This window comes from Halorubrum ejinorense, from assembly GCF_039522565.1.
Taxonomy (GTDB): Archaea; Halobacteriota; Halobacteria; order Halobacteriales; family Haloferacaceae; genus Halorubrum; species Halorubrum ejinorense.
The window spans coordinates 336,484-355,888 of record NZ_BAAADQ010000013.1 but is presented as its reverse complement, the minus strand read 5'-3'; the positions used below and the strand labels follow the sequence as shown (position 1 = coordinate 355,888).

At 67.6% G+C, this 19,405-nt stretch carries 17 protein-coding genes; 8 read left to right on the top strand and 9 right to left on the bottom strand.

Annotated elements, in window-relative coordinates; translation table 11 throughout:
• Positions 1 to 57: 57 nt before the first annotated feature.
• From ABDZ89_RS12485 to ABDZ89_RS12475, 3 genes are all read right to left on the bottom strand, one after another.
• Positions 58 to 711, bottom strand: a complete 654-nt coding sequence (locus ABDZ89_RS12485; protein WP_371152828.1) for a dolichyl-phosphate hexose transferase — start codon at positions 709 to 711, stop codon at positions 58 to 60.
• 191 nt (positions 712 to 902) lie between these two features.
• Positions 903 to 2,546, bottom strand: a complete 1,644-nt coding sequence (locus tag ABDZ89_RS12480; RefSeq protein ID WP_343779563.1) for a GMC family oxidoreductase — start codon at positions 2,544 to 2,546, stop codon at positions 903 to 905.
• A complete protein-coding gene (locus ABDZ89_RS12475) occupies positions 2,543 to 3,112 on the bottom strand; it encodes a gluconate 2-dehydrogenase subunit 3 family protein (RefSeq protein WP_343779562.1) in 570 nt (189 codons plus the stop codon). The genes ABDZ89_RS12480 and ABDZ89_RS12475 overlap by 4 nt, the downstream gene beginning before the upstream one ends.
• Before the next feature lie 113 nt (positions 3,113 to 3,225).
• On the opposite strand from ABDZ89_RS12475, the gene ABDZ89_RS12470 reads away from it, so the two are divergent.
• The 5 genes from ABDZ89_RS12470 (at position 3,226) to prf1 (ending at position 10,174) form a co-directional block, all read left to right on the top strand.
• The gene (locus ABDZ89_RS12470; RefSeq protein ID WP_343779560.1) at positions 3,226 to 4,836 is read left to right on the top strand and encodes an ABC transporter permease; all 1,611 of its coding nucleotides are present in this window, start codon (positions 3,226 to 3,228) and stop codon (positions 4,834 to 4,836) included.
• A 90-nt stretch (positions 4,837 to 4,926) separates the two neighbouring features.
• A complete protein-coding gene (locus ABDZ89_RS12465) occupies positions 4,927 to 5,862 on the top strand; it encodes an NAD-dependent epimerase/dehydratase family protein (RefSeq protein WP_343779557.1) in 936 nt (311 codons plus the stop codon).
• A gap of 56 nt (positions 5,863 to 5,918) precedes the next feature.
• Complete coding sequence (locus ABDZ89_RS12460; RefSeq protein ID WP_343779555.1) at positions 5,919 to 6,659, top strand: deoxyribodipyrimidine photo-lyase; 741 nt, start codon at positions 5,919 to 5,921, stop codon at positions 6,657 to 6,659.
• A gap of 55 nt (positions 6,660 to 6,714) precedes the next feature.
• Positions 6,715 to 8,496: an arginine--tRNA ligase gene (gene argS, locus ABDZ89_RS12455; protein WP_343779552.1), complete on the top strand. Its 1,782-nt coding sequence runs from the start codon at positions 6,715 to 6,717 to the stop codon at positions 8,494 to 8,496.
• Between the two features lie 427 nt (positions 8,497 to 8,923).
• Entirely contained in the window at positions 8,924 to 10,174 is a 1,251-nt protein-coding gene (gene prf1 / locus ABDZ89_RS12450) for a peptide chain release factor aRF-1 (protein ID WP_343779550.1), read from the top strand.
• A 62-nt stretch (positions 10,175 to 10,236) separates the two neighbouring features.
• On the opposite strand, the gene ABDZ89_RS12445 is transcribed toward prf1, so the two are convergent.
• The 6 genes from ABDZ89_RS12445 to ABDZ89_RS12420 form a co-directional block, all read right to left on the bottom strand.
• Complete coding sequence (locus tag ABDZ89_RS12445) at positions 10,237 to 10,680, bottom strand: metal-dependent transcriptional regulator (RefSeq protein WP_343779548.1); 444 nt, start codon at positions 10,678 to 10,680, stop codon at positions 10,237 to 10,239.
• Positions 10,681 to 10,723: 43 nt separating this feature from the next.
• Positions 10,724 to 11,209 carry a ferritin-like domain-containing protein gene (locus ABDZ89_RS12440; RefSeq protein ID WP_343779546.1) on the bottom strand — a complete coding sequence of 162 codons (486 nt, stop codon included), beginning with the start codon at positions 11,207 to 11,209 and terminating at the stop codon, positions 10,724 to 10,726.
• Between the two features lie 174 nt (positions 11,210 to 11,383).
• Positions 11,384 to 12,616 carry a Fe-S cluster assembly protein SufD gene (gene sufD, locus ABDZ89_RS12435; RefSeq protein WP_343779544.1) on the bottom strand — a complete coding sequence of 411 codons (1,233 nt, stop codon included), beginning with the start codon at positions 12,614 to 12,616 and terminating at the stop codon, positions 11,384 to 11,386.
• A gap of 1 nt (position 12,617) precedes the next feature.
• On the bottom strand, positions 12,618 to 14,048 hold the full coding sequence (gene sufB, locus ABDZ89_RS12430) for a Fe-S cluster assembly protein SufB (protein WP_343779542.1): 1,431 nt from the start codon (positions 14,046 to 14,048) through the stop codon (positions 12,618 to 12,620).
• A 52-nt stretch (positions 14,049 to 14,100) separates the two neighbouring features.
• On the bottom strand, positions 14,101 to 15,024 hold the full coding sequence (locus tag ABDZ89_RS12425) for an ABC transporter ATP-binding protein (RefSeq protein WP_343779541.1): 924 nt from the start codon (positions 15,022 to 15,024) through the stop codon (positions 14,101 to 14,103).
• Positions 15,025 to 15,169: 145 nt separating this feature from the next.
• A complete protein-coding gene (locus ABDZ89_RS12420) occupies positions 15,170 to 18,001 on the bottom strand; it encodes a DNA-directed DNA polymerase (RefSeq protein WP_343779538.1) in 2,832 nt (943 codons plus the stop codon).
• A 102-nt stretch (positions 18,002 to 18,103) separates the two neighbouring features.
• Between ABDZ89_RS12420 and ABDZ89_RS12415 the strand changes: the two genes are divergently transcribed.
• The 3 genes from ABDZ89_RS12415 (at position 18,104) to ABDZ89_RS12405 (ending at position 19,379) form a co-directional block, all read left to right on the top strand.
• Positions 18,104 to 18,277, top strand: a complete 174-nt coding sequence (locus ABDZ89_RS12415; protein ID WP_343779536.1) for a DUF7331 family protein — start codon at positions 18,104 to 18,106, stop codon at positions 18,275 to 18,277.
• Between the two features lie 122 nt (positions 18,278 to 18,399).
• Positions 18,400 to 18,906 carry a DUF7322 domain-containing protein gene (locus tag ABDZ89_RS12410; RefSeq protein WP_343779533.1) on the top strand — a complete coding sequence of 169 codons (507 nt, stop codon included), beginning with the start codon at positions 18,400 to 18,402 and terminating at the stop codon, positions 18,904 to 18,906.
• A gap of 26 nt (positions 18,907 to 18,932) precedes the next feature.
• The gene (locus tag ABDZ89_RS12405) at positions 18,933 to 19,379 is read left to right on the top strand and encodes a DUF7346 family protein (RefSeq protein WP_343779530.1); all 447 of its coding nucleotides are present in this window, start codon (positions 18,933 to 18,935) and stop codon (positions 19,377 to 19,379) included.
• Positions 19,380 to 19,405: the final 26 nt, after the last annotated feature.

Below are 19,405 nucleotides of genomic sequence, written 5' to 3'. Positions count from 1 at the left end.
TGCCCACAGTGTCCGTCCGGACCGCCGTCCGACGCCGGGTCGAGGAGGGAAGCGTCCTCAGAAGCGCCGCAGTTGTTCTTCGAGACAGACGGTGACGATCGACTTCGCGATGGCGGCGCCGCCGCCGATCGGGTCGAGCTTCGTCTCGCCGAGGCGCTCGGCGTAGCGGATCGGGCGCTCGCGAACGTCGTAGCCGCGCATCAGCGGGCGGACGAGGAGTTCGGCCGAGAGGCCGGTGTTCTCGGTCCAGCCGATGTCTTGGACCACGTCGCGGCGGTACGCGCGCATCCCCGTCGTGGTGTCGTGGACGCGCTCGCCCATCAGCAGGCTCGCGAGCGCGGCGAACGCGTGGTTGCCGAAGCGGTTGAACGCCGGCATCGCCTCCGCGCCGTGGTAGAGCCGGTCGCCGCTCACCACGTCCGCGCCGTCGTTGATCTCCGCGAGGAACTCCGGGAGCGCTTCCATCGGATAGGTGTCGTCGCAGTCGGTCGTGACGACGACCGGGCGGTCCGGCGTCAAGACCGCCTCGCTGACGGCGACGCCGTACCCCTGCGGCTCCTGCTCGATGACCTGCGCGCCGTGTTCGCGGGCGATCTCCGGCGTCCGGTCCGAGGAGCCGTCGACGCAGACGACCTCCGCCTTCCCGTCGGTCACCTCGTCGATGTCCTCGAGGACCGTCCCGATGGCCTCCTCCTCGTTGTACGTCCCCATCACGACGCTGAGGTCGTCGAAGGTGTACTCGCCGGCCTCTGTCGCGGTCTCGCTCTCCCCTTCGGCGTGCGCTGTCGCGCCTACGGCGCTCGCGGATCCGTTCGTCGCGTGTGCTGAGTCGCTCATTACGCGGTACTCCGTTCGGACGCACTTGAGTTTTTAGGTTTGCCTAAAATAGTGGCGGCGAGCCGTCAGGTCTCGTCCGCGAGCCAGTCCGCCACGCCGTCGCCGACGCGGAGCGCGAGCGCGGCGATGGTGAGCGTGGGGTTCATCGCCCCGCTCGTGGGGAAGACGGAGCTGGAGGCGATCCAGCAGTTGTCGAGGTCGTGGGTCCGGCAGTCGGCGTCGACGACGCCCCGGTCCGGGTCGTCGCTCATCCGCGTCGTGCCCATGTGGTGGTAGGCGGGACCGGTCGCGTCCGGGCCGGCGACCCACTCGACGTCGGCGCCGAGCTCCTCGAGGATAGACACCTGAATCTCGTTCGCGCGCTCGATGGTGTCGAGCGCGCGGTCGCCGACGGTCCACTCGATCCGCGGGACCGGGTTGCCGTGGTCGTCGGTGCGGTCGTCCGCGAGCGTCACGCGGCTCTCGGCGTCGGGGAGCTGCTCGACGAGCCCGCCCATCGCGACGTGGGTCCCGTACCCGTCGCGGAGGCGTTCCAAGAGCGCGTCCCCCCAGTCGTCGCCCGACAGGGCCATCTCCACCGGCGAGGGCCCGGCGTAGTTGAAGAACTCCAGCTTGAACGGCGCCTGCGCCTCGTCGGCCTCGTCGTAGAACTGGTCGCAGGCGCTGGTGTAAAAGCCGACGTGGTTCTGTCTGGTCGGCTCGTCGAGCGTGCCGCCCGCGCCCGCGAACAGGTGGTCCATGAAGAACTCGCCGACGTGGCCGCTCCCGTTCGCGAGCCCGTCCGGGTAGCGGTCGGACGCGGACAGGAGGAGGAGCCGCGGCGTCTCCACGCCTCCGGCGGCGACGACGAACGCGTCGGCCTCCTGTCTGTGCTCCTCGCCGTCCGGCGTCGCGTAGACGGCGGCGGTCACCCGGTCGTCGCCGTCGTGGTCGAGCCGCTGGACCGGCGCGCGGTCGATCACCGTCGCCCCCCGCTCCTCGGCGCGCTCGACGTGGACGGTCGCGTCGTACTTCGCGCCGCTCGGGCAGACGGGCTGGCAGGTGCCGTAGCCGACGCAGGGGGAGCGGTCGTCGTACGGCTCGGAGTTGCGCGCGTTCGGGACCGAGTGCATGTCGATCCCGAGCGACTCGCAGGCCTCGGCGAACAGCGAGTCGCTGTAGGACGGCTCGAACGCCGGCATCGGGTGCGGCTCCTCGCGGGGCGGCGCGTAGGGGTTGTCCGAGGCGCCGGCGACGCCCAACTCGCGCTCCGCCTCGGCGTAGTAGGGCCGGAGGTCCACGTAGTCGATCGGCCAGTCGGGGCCGACGCCGCGCTCGCGCCCGGAGTTGAAGTCGTCCTCGTGGAGGCGCATCACCATCCCCTGCCAGTGGAGCGTCGACCCCCCGACGCCCTTCACCCGAGCGTGGTTCAGCGGGTAGAACCGGTTGCCGGCGTTCTCGTGCGCGTCGCGCGCGCCGCCCACGCCCCACACGTCCGGGCGGTCGTAGAACGGTCGGATCGCGCGCTCCTGTCTGGCGAGGCGGTCCGCCGGGTCGAACCGCGGTCCCGCGTCGAGCACGACGACCTCGTGGTCTCCCGCCAGCCGGTCGGCGGCGAGGGCTCCCGCCGGACCGGCACCGATGACGCAGACGTCCGCGTCCGGGACGGGCGTCCTGTCGACCCCGTCGGCGTCCGACCGCTCGTCGCCGACGCTCTCGGCGCCGCTCACGGCGGCCCCCGCTGGTAGCTCTCCGCGCCGCCCGCGTACCCCTGCGGGTTCTCGATGCCGACGAGCTCGCCGCCGGTCGGAGAGGCGTACAGCGCGAGCAGTAGCTCGTTCACGACGTAGTAGCGCACCCGCTCCGCGGCCGTTCCGTCGGGGTTCTCCTCGGCCGTGTCTGCGCCGAGCTCCCGGAGCAACTCGTCTCGGTCCGCGGGCGGGAGGTCGGCGACGGGGGCGTCGTACCACGACCGCGCCGCCGACTCGACCTCGGCGACCGCCGCGCGGATCCCCTCGGCGTGGGGCGACCCGTCGAGGCGGCCGTCGAGGAACGCCCCGACGAACGCGTCGACCCCGGAGACCGCTTCGGGATACGCCGCCTCCGCGACCGCGCTCATCGCCGTCCGAACCGCCTCGTCGCCGGGCGGTTCTCCGCCGCCCCACGGGGGACCGTCCCCGTCGACTCCCGACCCGTCACCCCGCTCGTCGGCCGCCCGACGGACGCCGAGCGCGACGCCGCCGGTCGCACCGAGCGCGGCCAGCGCGGCCGCCGCGTCGCGTCGCGTCAGTTCCATAGAAGAGTTTAGGTAGCCCTAAATTCAAATATCCGTCGGAGCGCGCTCGCCGAGCGATCGGAACCCCTAACGCCGGCCGCGCCCTCCCCCCGACAACTCGCCTCTCCCCCACGATGACTCTGCGACATCGGCTCCGCGACCGCCTGACCGACGGCGACGGCGACCTCCCGCTCGGGCTCACGCTGCTTTGCGCGGCGATCGCCGCCACGCTCGTGTTTCCGCTGGTGTGGCTCGTCATCGAGGCGGTCGCCGTCGAGCGCGAGCGAGCACTGGACCTCCTCTTCAGCGCCGGGACCGCCGACGTCCTCCTCAACAGCCTCCTGTTGATGGGCGGCGTCACGGCCGCGTCCATCCTGATCGGCGTCCCCCTCGCGTACCTCACGGCTCGGACCGACCTCCCTTTCCGCCGCTTCTGGTCCATCGCGGCCGCCCTCCCCCTCGTCGTGCCGAGCTACGTCGGCGCCTTCTCGTTTGTCTCCGCGTTCGGCCCGCAGGGGGAGTTCCACGAGGTCCTCGCGCCGCTTGGCGTCGAGCGCGTTCCCGAAATATCCGGGCTCTCCGGGTCGATCCTCGTTATCACGCTGTACACGTACCCGTACGTCTACCTGACGACGCGGGCCGCGCTGCTGTCGTTCGACACGACGCTCCTGGAGGCCGCCCGCACGCTGAACCACGGGCGGCTCGCGGCGTTCCGCCGGGTGACGCTCCCGACCATTCGGCCCGCGATCGCCGCCGGATCGCTGCTCGCCGCGCTGTACGCGGTCTCTGATTTCGGTACCCCGTCGATCATGCGGCTCCCGGTGTTCACCCGCCAGATCTACGTCGAGTACAACGCGTTCGGAAGCGACTACGCCGCGCTGCTCTCCCTCCAACTCCTCGTCGTCGTGGTCCTCGTGCTCGCGTTGGAGTGGGCCGTGCGATCGGACCGAGAGACGAGCGGCGACGACGCGGGCCGGACCGAAGACCGCGTGTCGCTCGGGCGGCTTCGGTGGCCGGCGACGCTGCTCCCGGCCGGCGTCTCCGCGTTCGCGCTGCTCGTTCCGCTGTGGATCCTCGGACTGTGGCTGGTCCGGTCGGAGGCCGGCCGCCGGCCCTCGCTCGCGTTCGAGCCGATACAGGTGCTGAACTCGGTATCGGTCTCGGCGGCCGCGGCGGTCGTCGCCGCGCTCGCCGCGGTCCCGATCGCCTACTTCGCCGCGAACCACGACTCCCCGCTCGCGGTCGTCTTCGAGCGGGCGACGTACGTCGGGTTCGCGGTGCCGGGCATCGTGCTGGCGCTCGCGCTGGTGTACTTCGGGTCGGGGTACGCGCCGTGGATCTACCAGACCCTGCCGCTGCTGATCTTCGCGTACGTCGTCCGCTTCCTCCCGCAGGCGGTCGGGTCGACCCGGACGTCGATCCTCCAGGTCGACCGGCGGCTCGTCGAGGCCGGCCGCACCCTCGGCGAGTCGCCGACGGGCGCGTTCAGGCGCGTGACGTTCCCGCTCACGCGCTCCGGCATCGTCGCCGGGGCCGCGCTCGTGTTCCTCACGACCATGAAGGAGCTGCCGGTAACGCTGGTGCTCCGACCCACCGGGTTCGACACGATCGTCACGCAGATCTGGCGGGCGCAGTCGACCGCGCTCTACCAGTACGCCGTGGTGCCGACGCTCATCCTCCTCCTCATCTCCGGGCTCTCGATGGTCGTCCTCCTCGCGCAGGAGGGCGGCGAAGAGGGGCTGTGAGGCGACGCCGCGGGCGGCGCTCCGCTCGCGGGCCGTCGATCCCCCGTTCCGATCCCACACGTACTTATCCGACACCGCCGACGAACCGGTATGAACCTCGAAGATTCGCGGGTCCTCGTGACGGGCGGTGCCGGGCTCGTCGGGAGCCACCTCGCCGCCGGCCTGCTCGACCGCGGCGGGACCGTCCGCGTCGCCGACGACCTCTCGAAGGGAACCCGCGACCGGGTGCCCGACGACGTCGAGTTCGTTCAGGCGGACCTGACCGACCCCGACGACGTCGCTCGCGCGGTCACGGGCGACCTCGACGTGGTCTTCCACTTCGCGGCGTACACCGACACGAACTACGACGACGACCGCGCGCTGTTCGAGGACAACACCGCGATGACGTACAACGTCTTAGAGCGGATGCGCGAGGTCGGCGTCGACCGGTTCGCGTTCACCTCCTCGTCGACGGTGTACGGCGAGGCGCCGCGGCCGACGGCGGAGGACTACGCGCCCATGGAGCCGATCTCCGTGTACGGCTCCGCGAAGCTCGCCGACGAGGCGCTGATATCGACGTTCGCGCATTCCTACGGCGTCCAGTCGTGGGTGTTCCGGTTCGCGAACATCGTCGGGCCGCGCCAGCGCGGGAACGTGATCCCCGACTTCATCGAGAAGCTCGACGCCGACCCGACGCAACTGGAGATCCTCGGCGACGGCCGTCAGGAGAAGTCGTACATGCACGTCTCGGAGTGTATCGACGCCATCCAACACGTCGTCGAGCACGCGGACGACGCGTACAACGTCTACAACCTCGGCACGCGGACGACGACTTCCGTCACCGACATCGCCGACATCGTGAGCGAGGAGCTGGGCGTCGACCCCGAGTACAGCTACACCGGCGGCGACCGCGGCTGGACCGGCGACGTGCCCAAGATGCGCCTGTCGATAGAGAAGCTGTCCGCCCTCGGATGGGAGCCGTCGATCGAGAGCGACGAGGCCGTGCGGCGGAGCGCGCGGGAGCTCATCGACGAGATCGTGGAGTAGCGGCTTCCGTCGACCGCCCCATAACCCTTCTTACGCGAGCGCCCCTGTGTGTATACATGCAGCTGCATTGGCACCGTCGCAACCTCCGGCCGCATCCGAATCCGGCGCTTTCGGCCGCCCTCACCGCTGCCGAGCGAGCGGACTCCCGTGTCGTTTCGGCGTTCGTGCTGGACGACGCCATCTTGTCGCGTGCCAATGGGTTGGGCGTCGCGTTCATGCTCGGCTCGCTGCGCGCGCTTCGAGACTGGTACCGGGACCGCGGGAGCGACCTCGTGATACAGCGCGGAGACCCGACCGACGTCGTCGGTCACATCGCCGAGAGCGTCGGCGCTGAACGGGTCGTGTGGAACAGGGACCACTCGCGACTGGCCCGCCAGCGCGACCGTGCGGTTCGGCGCGCCCTCACTCGCGCCGGAGTCGCCTACGCGTCCGTTCCGAGCGGACGGCCGACCGAGCTGACACCGTCCGCCACGCCCCCTTCGGATCCGGCGGCTCGTCTGGCCACCCCGGACGCACTGCGTATCGAGAACGAAGCGGTGCCACGGCTCGAAGACCTCGGTGAGGACGCGTACGACTCCGCCCCGCTCACGTTCGGCACCGAATCCGCTCGAAACCGACTACGAGCCCTGTCGAACGGAACGACCTATCGTCAGTGCGACGAGCGGAGACGCCGTCAGTTAGCGCGATACGGTGAACGACTGCGCCCCGCGGCTCATTCGTATCGCGGTGCCGGTTCGCTCAACATCTTCGAACCCCCGCCCGCGCCGACCGTCCTTCGCTTCGCTTCGGGCGACTGACCCCCTCGCGCGCCGCTTCGGAAGGCCCTTTTAACCCGCCCGTCGAACGGACGGTATGTTCAGGCAGTTCCGGTCGGAGGTCGAGTCGGCGCTTTCCGCGGCGCTTTCAGACCTCGACCTCCCGACCGACGACCTCGGCATCGAACGCCCGCCGGAGGAGATGGACGCGACGCTCGCCTCCAGCGTCGCCTTCCGACTCGCGGGCGCGGTCGGCGACGCGCCGCCGAACGTCGCGGCGACGGTCGCCGAGGCGGTGTCGGTCGCCGACGCCGACTACGTCGCGAGCGTCGACACCGCCGGCCCGTACGTCAACTTCCACGCGAACGACCGCTACCTCGCGGACACCCTCGACGCGGCCGCGAGCGACACCGGATACGGCGCGCTCCCCGACAGGGACACCTCGGTCGTCGTCGAGCACACGAGCGCGAATCCGACCGGTCCGGTCCACGTCGGCCGCGCCCGGAACCCCATCGTCGGCGATGCGGTGGCGAACCTCTTGGAGTACGCCGGCTACGACGTCGACCGCCACTACTACGTCAACGACGCCGGCCGACAGATGGCGGTGTTCACGTGGGCCTACGAGCGCTTCGACGAGTCGGACCTCGACGCCGACCCCGCCCGCGACCGCGCCGAGTACGACCTCGTGCGCTACTACCGCAAGGGGAATTCCTTCCTCGAGGAGGCCGACGCCGACGACGTCGAGGCCGCGGAGGCGGAGATCCAGTCCATCCTTCAGGGACTCGAAGCCGGCGACGAGGAGACCTACGAGCGGGTCGGCGGGGTCGTCGACACCGTTCTCGGCGGGATGAAGGAGTGTCTCGGCCGCCTCCCCGCCGAGTTCGACGAGTTCGTCAAGGAGACGCGGTTCATGCGCGACGGCTCGACCGACGACATCGCCGCGCGGCTCAAGGAGACGGAGCAGGCGGTCTACGAGGAGGACGCCTGGCAGCTGGAGCTCGACGAGTGGGGGATCGACAAGAATCTCGTCTTCCTGCGTTCCGACGACACGAGCCTCTACACCACCCGCGACCTGGCGCACCACGAGTGGAAGTTCGACACCTACGACCGCGCCGTCACCGTCCTCGGCGAGGACCACAAGCTCCAGGCCGACCAGCTCGACGCGACCCTCGAACTGCTCGGCAACGACGCCGACCGGCTCGGCCACGTCATCTACTCGTACGTCAACCTCCCCGACGGGAAGATGTCGACGCGGAAGGGGACGGGCGTGATGCTCGACGACCTGCTCGACGAGGCCATCGACCGCGCCCGCGACGCCGTCGAGTCCCGGATGGACGACCGTATCCGCGACGACGACCTCACCGACGAGGACGTCGAACGCATCGCGCATCAGGTCGGGATCGGTGCGGTCCGGTACGACATCGTCTCGAAACAGCCCGCGAAGGCGATCACCTTCGAGTGGGAGGACGCGCTCGACTTCGAGGCGCAGTCGGCCCCGTTCGTCCAGTACGTTCACGCCCGCTGTGCCGGTATCCTGGGTGAGGCCGCGGCCGCCGGGATCGACGTTCCCGAGCCGAACGACCCCGTCGACGTGGACGCGAGCGTCCTCGAAACCGACGCCGCCCGCGACCTCCTGCGGGAAGTCGCGCGCTTCCCCGCGGTGATCGAGGCCGCCGCGGACGACTTGGAGCCGCACACCGTCGCGACGTTCACCCGCGAGTTCGCCGACGCGTACAACGCCTTCTACCGCGAATGCCCCGTGGTCACGGCCGAGACCGACGCCCTCCGCGACGCGCGTCTCGCGGTCGTCGCGGCCGCGAAACACACCATGGCGAACGCGCTCGACGTGTTGGGCGTCGAGGCGCCGGAGTCGATGTAGGATCGGCGCTGTCGAGTCCGGCCTTCCTCGGGTGCTGACCGAAGATCGGCGGCGAACACCTCTAAAGCCCCAGCCGCGAGGCGGCCGTACGCTCGCTGTGCGCTTCACTCGGTCGCTCACTCTGCTCGCTCCCTCGTTCCAGTGCTTGCGTCGCCTACGGCCGCCTCGCGGCTGCCCCTTCGAATCCCGCCCCGCACAGCACCGCAGCCTCACGCCTCCCCAGCCTCGCGGCTCCCTCCGCTTCGCTCCGGTCGCCGCGTCCCTCGCGCGTGCTGACTCGCGGCCGCCGAAGGCGGCCACTCACAGGCACGCGCCACCGCCGTCAGTTTATAAATACCCACGCGTTTAGCGATCCGTTTGAGCCCGTGTCGACGCGCCGGCCGAGAGGTCAAAGATTACTTACACGCACGCGACCGTATCTCGGACAATGAGTAGCGACGCACAGGAGGCGAACGCGGACCGCCGGAAGTACGAGTTCCGCAAGGTCATCGAGGAACTCAAAGACTTCGAGGGCTCCGGCACCCAGCTCGTCACCATCTACATCCCCGAAGACAGGCAGATCTCCGACGTGGTGGCCCACGTCACGCAGGAACACAGCGAGGCGTCCAACATCAAGTCCAAGCAGACCCGGACCGCCGTCCAAGACGCGCTGACGTCAATCAAGGACCGGCTGCGCTACTACGACACCTTCCCGCCGGAGAACGGCATCGTAATCTTCTCGGGCGCCATCGACGCGGGCGGCGGCCAGACCGACATGGTCACCCGGACGCTGGAGTCGCCCCCCCAGCCGGTCGAGTCGTTCCGGTACCACTGCGACTCGGAGTTCCTCACCGAGCCGCTCGAACACATGCTCGAAGACTCCGGCCTGTTCGGGCTCATCGTCTTGGACCGCCGCGAGGCGAACGTCGGCTGGCTGAAGGGGAAACGCGTCGTGCCCGTCAAGTCCGCCTCCTCGCTCGTCCCCGGCAAACAGCGGAAGGGCGGCCAGTCCGCCCAGCGGTTCGCCCGTCTGCGCCTAGAGGCCATCGACAACTTCTACCAGGAGGTCGCGGGGATGGCCAACGACCTGTTCGTCGACAAGCGCCACGAGCTCGACGGCATCCTCGTCGGCGGTCCCTCGCCCACGAAAGACGAGTTCCTCGACGGCGACTACCTCCACCACGAGCTCCAAGACAAGGTGCTCGGCAAGTTCGACGTCGCCTACACCGACGAGTCCGGGCTGAAAGACCTCGTCGACGCGGGCCAGGAGGCGCTCGCCGACCAGGAGATCGTTCAGGACAAAAACGACATGGAGGAGTTCTTCGAGAAGCTCAACACCGGTCAGGAGGCCACCTACGGCTTCGAGCAGACCCGCCGGAACCTGATCATGGGCTCCGTTGACCGCCTGCTCATCTCCGAGGACCTCCGCTCGGACGTCGTCGTCTACGAGTGTCCGAACGAGCACGAGGAGTACGAGGTGGTCGACGCCCGCCACTCGACGCCCGACCACGAGTGTAGCGAGTGCGGCGAGGAGGCCGCGGTCGACGAGCGCGAGGACGTCATCGAACACCTGATGGCCATCGCGGAACAGCGCGGCACCGAGACCCGGTTCATCTCCACCGACTTCGAGAAGGGCGAACAGCTGCTCGACGCGTTCGGCGGGATCGCCGGCATCCTGCGGTACTCCACCGGCGTCTAAGGCGGACCGCCGTCTCTCGAATTAGCGGCTTCCTCGCGAGAAAACGTCTCCCGTGACAGCCCTCACTGCTGTTCCGGTTCGACCGGCGTCGACGCGATCTCCAGGCACGCGCAGGCGTCGGACTCGGGGTCGAAACAGTCCGGACACTCCGGCTGTCGGTCGATGATCGTGTCGAGCCGCTCCGCGACCGTGTCGTCGATGACCGCCTCCAACTCGCGGGCCTCGGCTCGGAAGTCCTCGACGGCGAGGACGTTCGCGAGGAAGCGCTCGATGATACAGTAGGTCTGGAGCGCGTCTCGGGCCCTGATGATGCCGTCGTCGGTGAGGCGAACGCCCTTGTACTTCTCGTGTTCCGCGAGACCGCGCTCTTCGAGCTTGCCGATCATCTCGTTCGCGCTCGCCGGGCTGACGTCCAGCGCGTCGGCGATCGCGCCGGTCGAGGCGGGGCCGTCCTCCTGCTCCTGTACGACGTATATGGTTTTGAGGTACTGGTCTGCGGTGTTCACGGTGCTCCTCCGTCGGCGGTCGTCCTCGACTCGGTCCCTCGACTCATCGTCGCTCCATGACTGCCGTGACCTCGCTTACCCCGTCGGCCTCCTCGCTCCGGATCGCTTCGAGCGTCGCCACGAGCTCGTCGCGGTCGATCGAGAACTCCGCGTCGGACCCCTCGATCGCCTCGATGAGGTCGTCGTAGAACTTGTACGCCGTTTCCTCGTTGCACAGTTGATCGTACAACACGCCGTCGAAGTCGTCGGGCCGGGTCCGACCGTACCGAGCGTCGACGAGCGACTCTATCTCGTCGAACGGGACGCTGTCGACGCCGAGCCCGTCGATGAGTTCCTCCAATCGCTTGCGGTGTTCGGCGGACTCGTCGGCGGCGTCCGCGAGCAGCGCTTCGACCTCCTCGTCGAGTTCGGCGTCGAGGCTCTGGTAGTGGTGGTGCGCCCGCGCTTCCACGACCTCCTCTAGCACGATCCCGATCTGGAGGAGGCGCGCGAGCTGGTCGTCGGACGCCACGCGCGTTCCGACGCTCATCGTCGTCCCCGGCTCGATACGCCCGTTCGCATACGTACACAGTTCAGCGCCTCTGTGACTTAAGCGGTTCCCTCGCCCACCCGCCGGACGCGGCCGCGTCCCGGGCTGCGCGGCTCGGTCGTCGTCTCGACGAACTATCCGAAAAATACCGGAGATCCGCGCCCGAAAGCGCGGTTACTGGAGCCGCTCGAAGACGAGTTCCTTGACGTCGTCGCGGAACTCGTCGACCGCGATCTCCTCTAATACCGGCACGAAAAAGCCCTCGACGAGCATGTTCCGGGCCGTCAGCGAGTCGATCGACCGACTCTCGAGGTAGAACAGGTCCTCGGCGTCGACCTGGCCGACCGTGGCCGAGTGCGACGCCTCGGTGTCGTGGTTGTGGATGATCAGCTTCGGCGACGCGTCGGCCTCGGCGTCGTCCGACAGCATCAGCGTGTTCTCGCGCTGGTAGCTGGACGTGTTCCACGCGTCCTCCCCGACGTCCTGAACGCCCTCGTAGACGGAGCGAGCCACGTCGTCGAGCACGCCGCGGGTGACGAGGTCGGCCGTCGTCTGCTCGGCCTGGTGCCACACGCGGGCGTTGATGTCGAAGTGCTGGTCGTCGGTGCCGAAGAACGTCCCGACGATCTGGCTCTCGGAGCCGTCGCCGTTGAGTTCGGTCTCGACGTCGGAGCGGGTGAGCTTCGACCCGAAGTTGCTCTCGATCCAGTCGATCGTCGCGTACGTGTCCGTCACGCCGCGCTTCAGCGAGTAGGTGTACGCGTCCGAGTCGAGGTTCTGGAGCGAGCCGAACTGGACGTTCGAGTTCTCGCCCGCGACGACCTCGACGAGGTTCGAGAAGTACCGGTCGCCGTCGACGCTTTCCGAGGCGGCGGCCTCGCTATCGCCCGACTCGATCGATTCGAGGATCGTCACCGACGACGACTCCTCGGCGACGACGAGCGTCTGGCTGAACAGCGAGCGGGAGTTCATCTCCGCGCGCACCTTCACGTCCTCGACGTCGACGCCCTCGGGGACGTAGACGAACGTGCCGGTGGTGAACAGCGCGACCGACAGCGCCGTGAGGTAGTTGTGCTCGGGATCGAGCACGGAGCCGAAGTTGGCCTCGATGACGTCGCCGTACTCTTCGAGCGCCTCGGTGAACGGGAGGACGACCGCCTCGTCGTCGCCCGCCGTCCGCTCCGTCGCGTCCGACTGGTTCAGCGGGTCGACGAGCGACTCGAAGTCCAGCGCCTCCAGGTCCGTCCAGCGGCGCCCCGGCGTCTGGATGACGTCGGGCAGGTCGGCGGTCTCCAGCGCGGCGAGCGCGTTCAGACGGGTCTCCAAGAGCCACTCGGGCTCGTCGCGTTCGTCGGCGATGCGTCGTACCGTGTCCTCCGAGAGGCTCTCGATTGCTTGCGTGCTCATGTTATCCGAGCGAACCTTCCATCTCCAGCTCGACGAGCCGGTTCAGCTCGACGGCGTACTCGATCGGCAGTTCCTCCGTGATCGGCTCGATGAACCCGGAGACGATCATCTGTTTCGCGTCGTCGTCGTCGAGGCCGCGCGACTGGAGGTAGAAGACGTCCTCGTCGCCGATCTTCCCGACGGTCGCCTCGTGGGCGACGTCGACCTTCGACTCGTTGATCTCCATGTACGGCATCGTGTCCGAGGTCGACTCGTTGTCGAACATCAGCGCGTCACACTCCACGGCGGTCGAGGAGTTCTCGGCGCCGTCGGCGATGTGGACGAGGCCGCGGTAGTTGGTGCGGCCGCCGTCCTTCGCGATCGACTTCGACTCGACGGTGGACTTCGTCTCCGGCGCGTTGTGGTACACCTTCGCGCCGGTGTCGATGTCCTGGCCCTCGCCGGCGAAGGCGATGGTGATGTGGTTGTCGGAGGCGCCGCGGCCCTTCAGGATCGTCGACGGGTACAGCATCGTCGCCTTCGACCCCATCGACCCCGAAATCCATTCCATGCGCCCGCCCTTCTCGGCGATGGCGCGCTTGGTGTTCAGGTTGTACGTGTTCTTCGACCAGTTCTGCACCGTGGAGTACTGGACGTGGGCGTCCTCGCCGACGAACACCTCGACGCCGCCCGAGTGGAGGTTGAACGCCGAGTACTTCGGCGCGGAACAGCCCTCGATGTAGTGGACCTCCGAGCCCTCCTCGGCGATGATGAGCGTGTGCTCGAACTGGCCCATTCCCTCGGAGTTCATCCGGAAGTACGCCTGGACCGGCATGTCGACGGTGGTGTTTTCGGGGACGTAGACGAACGAGCCGCCGGACCAGATGGCGCCGTGAAGCGCCGCGAACTTGTTGTCGCTCGGGGGGACGCACTTCGTCATGAAGTGCTCGCGGACGAGTTCCTCGTGCTCTTGGACCGCCTCGTCCATGTTACAGAAGATGACGCCCTTCTCCTCCCAGCGCTCCTGCATGTTCTGGTAGACGACTTCCGACTCGTACTGGGCGCCGACGCCGGAGAGCGCGTTCTTCTCGGCCTCGGGGATGCCCAGTTTGTCGAAGGTGTCTTTGATCTCGTCGGGGAGTTCGGTCCAGTCGTCGACGCCGGCGCGGACGTCGACGTCCGGCCGGATGTACGGGATGATCTCGTCGACGTCGACCTCGCTCAGGTCCGGCTGGCCGGGCCAGTCGGTCGGCATCGGCATCTGCTGGAACTGTTCGAGCGCGCGCAGTCGGCGCTCCAACATCCACTCCGGCTCGTCTTTGTCCTCCGAGATGACGCGGACCGTCTCCTCGGTGAGGCCCTTTTCGCTTTTGAAGGCGGACTTCTCCTCCTTCTTGAATTCGAAGCGGGCCTCAGTGTCTGTCTCTTTCAGTTCGTCCTGTTGTGAGCTCATAGTGTGTTGTTACGGATTTCCGTGTTTACGTGTGTCGCGTGCCCGGATTCGGTTACGCCGTCTCGAAGGCGTCCTCGCGGACCCAGTCGTACCCCTCGTCCTCGAGCTTCTCGGCGAGTTCCGCGCCGCCGCTCTTGACGACTTCGCCGTCGAGCATTACGTGGACGTGGTCGGGTTCGACGTAGTCGAGGATGCGCTGGTAGTGGGTGATCTGGAGGATACCCGTGCCCTGCTCGTCGCGGAGCGCGTTGATCCCCTTCGAGACGTCCTGAAGGCGGTCGATGTCGAGCCCGGAGTCGATCTCGTCGAGCACGGCGACGCTCGGCTCCAACATTGCTGCCTGAAGGACCTCGTTCTGCTTCTTCTCGCCGCCGGAGAAGCCGGCGTTGAGGTACCGCTGCATGAACTTCTCGTCCATGTCGAGCAGCTCCATCTTCTCGGAGAGGATCTCCTGGAACTCGGCGACGCCGATTTCGCCGTCGTCCGCCGGCCCCTCCATCGGAGAGGTCTCGTACCCCTCCTCGTCGTCATCGTCGGCCTCGGCCGACTCCTCGTCTTCGTCCTCGAACAGCTCCTCCCGCTCGTCCGCCTTCGCGTTGAGCGCCTGTCGGAGGAAGTTCGTCATGGTAACCCCCTCGATCTCGGCGGGGTACTGGAACCCGAGGAAGATGCCGAGCGCGGCGCGCTCGTTGGGTTCGAGCTCGAGCAGCTCCCAGCTGTAGTCGTCATCGTCGAGGTCGGCGTCGATGTCTTCGACGTCCGCCTCTTCGAGGTGGAGCGTGATCGACCCGTCGGTCACCTCGTAGGCCGGATGGCCGGCGATCACCTTCGCCAGCGTCGATTTCCCGGAGCCGTTCGGACCCATCAGCGCGTGGATGTCCCCGGATTCGACCGTCAGGTCGACGCCGCGGAGGATGCGTTCACCGCCCTCTTCGGCCACTCGTGCCCGAAGGTCGTTGATTTCGAGAGTTGCCATTGTAGTCTCGTGCCTCGTGTGTGTACAGTGTATGTTACTGGGGTTAACGGTTACGAATCTCCACCTCAAAACTCGCAAATCGAATAAGAAATTTTCTACCGATCGAAAACTGCTTTCAGTAGGCGGGCTTCTCGCTCGCCGCCGCTCACATGAACGACCCGAGACCGGTCTGCTCTTGGCCGGTCTTGACCTCCTCCCACGACATGCCGAGCGCCTCTATCACGCGCTCTATCGGTCCTTTCAGCGTCTTGTCCAGCATCTTCTCCCGGTCGATTTCGAACTCCGCCGGCACCTGGTCCGCGTACTCGAAACAGATCACGTCCGGATCGCGTTTGAACTCCCCGTAGAGGGGATCCCGCTGCGGGTCGAGCCCCTCCTCCTCTTCCATCCGCTTCCAGAAGTCCGGATGGACTTTCTCTAAGTAGAGCCGCTTCGGCTTCGATCCGCTCCCGAAGTTCGTCCCGAGCATCAGGTTGGCGTACTTCGCCCCGCGGACCTGCGCGGTCGGAGTCTCGTAGGCGTCGAGCTTCTTGCCGATACCGCCCGGGATCCCGATGTCCTCGACGTCGACGTCGCCGTCGAGCACCCGCGCGATGACGTCCACGAGGTACGCTTTCACCTCCTCCATGTCCGCGTCGATGTCGTCGCCCGTGACGATCGTCTCGATGACGTTCTGCTGGACCTCCTTCGTGATACCGGCGATGTCCGAGCGCTTGTACTCGAAGCCGGTGATGTCGATGTCGTCGACGTCTTTCCCTTCCTTCCAGACGATGTGGCCCGCGTACCGCTTCTTCTTGCCCGCCTGGAAGAAGCGCCGGTAGAGCTTCTCGAACTCGATCTGGAAGCGATGGAATTCGGCGTTCAGCTCGTCGCGCGCGAAGTCGTCGTAGCGCTCGTTGATGTGGTCCTCGATCTCGAAGGAGGTCTCGATCGCCTCCTCCTTCGACATGTCAGATAAAGATAACATGACGCTGTCAGTATCTCCATAAGCCACCTGATAATTAAGCTCCTCTGCGGCCTCCTCCGTGAAATCGATGACCTCGCGACCGGTCGCTGTGACGGCCGCTGCGCCCTCTTTGTCGTAGAGACGGAACCGATCCCATCCCGTCACGCCGTACAGAGAATTCATAATAACCTTGACAGATGCCTGCTGTCGGTCGTACTGCTCGTACGGCTCGGTGCCGGGCTCGTGGTCGTTCCGGAGGGCCTTTTTCTCCTCGCGCTCGGAGAGCAGTTCGTCGACCATCTCGCGCATGATCCCGTCCGGCTGCTTCCGGAAGTGGGTCCCGTTGGGCGCGACGTACGTCTCGCCGTCGTACTCGTCGGGGTCGACCTTCGTCTCCGGGCCGGCGTTGATCGTCACCATACACATCGGGTAGAGGCTCTTCAGGTCCTGGACCGTCACCATCTCCTTGACGCCCGTGATCGGGTCGAAGACGGCGCCGCCCTCGAAGTCCTCGGACTCCTGTTGGCCCTTCGTCGGGAGCGCGAACTTCCCGAACGCCTTGTGGAGGACGTACATGTCGACGGTGTCGCCCGGAGTCGGCGCGTCCTCGATCTTACAGCCGACGAAGGTTCGAACCTCGTCCCAGAAGGCGATCACGTCCTGTTTCCGGTCGATCTCGACGCACAGCTCCACGTCGCGGATGCTGTACTCCAGCAGGCGCTCGGGGTCCTGCTCCCAGAGGTCGCCGATGTCGCCGGTGTAGCGCTCCTTGCCGACGCCGAGCTCGCGTTCCCCGACCGCGTCGAGGCGGTACGACTCCAACTCGGTGAACATCGTCCGCTTGTAGGCGTACAGCAGGTCGAACACGACCCGTCCCTTCACGTCCGGGCCGCCCCAGCCGGAGCGCCACACCTCGCCGATGCGGGAGAGCCGGTCGACGTCGAGGTCGTACTGGCTGCCGTCGTCGAGCACCTCCATTCGGTCGAGGACGTACGGCATGTCGAAGTCCTCGAAGTTCCACCCGGTGAGCAGGTCCGGGTCGGTCTCGTCGAGGTACGCGATGAACGCGTCGAGCATCGCGGCCTCCTCCTCGAAGGTGCGGACCTCGAAGTCGAGCGTGTCGCCGCCGTCCTCGGCGTCCACGATACCCTCGTAGTCCGGGAGGCCCTCGGGAGACGGCACCGCCGCTTCGGGAGCGTCGTACAGCCAGACGACGTACTCGTCGTCGTAGGAGTCGTGGCTGGTGAGACAGATGATCGGCTCCTCGCCGTCCTCCGGGAAGCCGCGTCGGTCGTCGACTTCGATGTCGAAGGTGTTCACGCGCATGTCGGCGTCGACCTCGGCGGGTTCGAGGTGCCCCTCGTGGACCTGAATGGTCCCGTCCTCGTCGTCGAGGCGACGCTCCTCGACGCGGATCCCGCCGTTGAGCCCGTTGTCGATCAGAAAGCGGTTCGGGAAGAGGATGTCCGCCTCGAAGCTGGTCGCGAAGTCGTCGCGGATGGACCCCACGTCGCGGGGTGTGCGGGTGACGATCCGAGTGAGCGGCTCGCCGCGGATGCTCTCGTACGGTTCGCCGTCCGGGTCCTCCTCACGGGTCCCGATCACCACGTCGTACTCCTCGACGGGGTCGCGGTCGATGTCGGCCGTGGGGACGTAGAAGTACGGCTCGACGCCGAGGACGCGGAGGTGTTCGACGGCGTCGTGGTCGGCGTCCCCGTCGACGTGTTCCGCGTCCCCGTCGACGTTCTCGGCCGGCCGCCGACCGAACACGTGAACGACCGGGTACTCGTCGCTGCCGTACCCCTCGACGGCGTAGTCGATCTGGGTGATCATCAGCTCGACGGTCCCGGTCGACTCCGGGAACTTCGCCTCGTCCACGTCGACGACGTCGCTGACGTGGCCGCGTCCGCCGCCGGCGACGACGGCCGCCTCCTGTGCGGCGAGGTCCGCTCGTTCGGTTTCAGTGCCGCCGTCGGCTCCGTCGCCCGCGTCTCCGCCCGACGAGAAGTCCGACAGCCCCGACTGAGTCATACCCGTCCTTCGGCGTTACCCGGCTAAAAAACTCGGCTTTCGGGTCCGGCGAGGACTCCCGCCACAGAAAGGCATTTAATGTGTTACGACTTACCAAGGTCTATGTCTTCGGACCCACGTTCCGAACCCCAGGCGGCTCGCCCGGCCGGTCACGACGCGGTCGACGCCGAGGTGGAGGTGTACGAGGACGACGGGAGCGTGGTGCTTTTCGACGCCGCGAACCCGCTCGCGTGGGTCGAAGCGAGCCGAACGGTACGGCTCGCCGACGCGATCTGACGGCGGGTCTTTCGCCCGCCCGACGCCGCTCCGCCGACTAGCCGCCGCGTCACCGCCGAGACCCGCCTCGGTGTTCGGGCCCGGACGGAACCCCTTTGCCCCGGCGCGGCGTACGCCGACGCGTGTTCAGCCTCGACGAGGACGACGAGGGCGAGATCTCCGTCGGCGAGAGCTCAGACGCCGAGCGGGAGATGACGCCCGACATCCCCAAGGCGCCGTCGGTGAAGACGTTCGACGACGCCGGCGACTTCGAAGGGGCGAGCGACGTGGATTCGGGCACCCTCCGCGCGTTCGTCGCCGCCGTCATCTACGCCAACGCCGCCGTCCTCCTCGTCGCGCTCGGTCCGATGGTGTGGTACTTCGAAGGGTGGTCTCGGACCGGTCCCGCACTGCTCGTCGTCGGCCTCCTGGCCGGCGTTCGGACTTACCAGACGTACCGCTCGTGGAACCGATCGCGGGACGACGGCGCGGACTCCGACACGGGCTCTGACGAGTCCGAATCCGAGGCAGAGAGCGATGCGAACGGAGCGGCCGCCGCCGACAGTGAGACGCTCCCTGACGACGAGACCGGTCCCGACGGTGTCGACGATACGGGTTCCGAGTCGGATTCGACCCGCCCGGAAGCGTAATGTCCGACGGCCGCGGCCTTTCACTCATGCAGACGGTTCGCGACGGCGACGGCGACACGTACCTCCTCGTGAAACGCTCCGCCGAGTCGAGTCGCGTACGCGACCCCGACACCGGCGCTGAGCGGTACGTCGACAACGGCGACCTCACCGTCGTCGACGGCGAGTCACCCCTCGAAACCGCCGCCTCGGGCGTCCCGGAACCGGTCCGTCGAACTCTCGGTGCGGTCCGTGACGACCGGTCGCTCGGCCTCCTCGCCGTGATCGTCGACGCGGGACCGATCGCCGCCATCGACCTCCTCGACGCCGCCGACATGTGCGAGTCCGACCTCCACGGCGCGGTCACGACGTTCCGCGCGGCCGGCCTCGTCGAGGAAGTCGAGGTCGCGGGACAGCGCGGGTACGAACCGACTCCGGTCGCGGTCGAGGCGATGGGCTCGCTGCGGGGCGACGCCGGCGCCGGAGCCGACCACTGACGCGGAAGCCGATCGTGGACCCGAGC

Coding starts and splice junctions, on each gene's coding strand:
- sufD (WP_343779544.1), bottom strand. CDS start 12,616: ATGAGCACGCAAGCAATCGAGAGCCTCTCGGAGGACACGGTACGACGC.
- ABDZ89_RS12485 (WP_371152828.1), bottom strand. CDS start 711: ATGGGGACGTACAACGAGGAGGAGGCCATCGGGACGGTCCTCGAGGAC.
- ABDZ89_RS12415 (WP_343779536.1), top strand. CDS start 18,104: ATGTCTTCGGACCCACGTTCCGAACCCCAGGCGGCTCGCCCGGCCGGT.
- ABDZ89_RS12465 (WP_343779557.1), top strand. CDS start 4,927: ATGAACCTCGAAGATTCGCGGGTCCTCGTGACGGGCGGTGCCGGGCTC.
- argS (WP_343779552.1), top strand. CDS start 6,715: ATGTTCAGGCAGTTCCGGTCGGAGGTCGAGTCGGCGCTTTCCGCGGCG.
- ABDZ89_RS12425 (WP_343779541.1), bottom strand. CDS start 15,024: ATGGCAACTCTCGAAATCAACGACCTTCGGGCACGAGTGGCCGAAGAG.
- ABDZ89_RS12475 (WP_343779562.1), bottom strand. CDS start 3,112: ATGGAACTGACGCGACGCGACGCGGCGGCCGCGCTGGCCGCGCTCGGT.
- sufB (WP_343779542.1), bottom strand. CDS start 14,048: ATGAGCTCACAACAGGACGAACTGAAAGAGACAGACACTGAGGCCCGC.
- ABDZ89_RS12440 (WP_343779546.1), bottom strand. CDS start 11,209: ATGAGCGTCGGAACGCGCGTGGCGTCCGACGACCAGCTCGCGCGCCTC.
- ABDZ89_RS12470 (WP_343779560.1), top strand. CDS start 3,226: ATGACTCTGCGACATCGGCTCCGCGACCGCCTGACCGACGGCGACGGC.
- ABDZ89_RS12460 (WP_343779555.1), top strand. CDS start 5,919: ATGCAGCTGCATTGGCACCGTCGCAACCTCCGGCCGCATCCGAATCCG.
- prf1 (WP_343779550.1), top strand. CDS start 8,924: ATGAGTAGCGACGCACAGGAGGCGAACGCGGACCGCCGGAAGTACGAG.
- ABDZ89_RS12420 (WP_343779538.1), bottom strand. CDS start 18,001: ATGACTCAGTCGGGGCTGTCGGACTTCTCGTCGGGCGGAGACGCGGGC.
- ABDZ89_RS12405 (WP_343779530.1), top strand. CDS start 18,933: ATGCAGACGGTTCGCGACGGCGACGGCGACACGTACCTCCTCGTGAAA.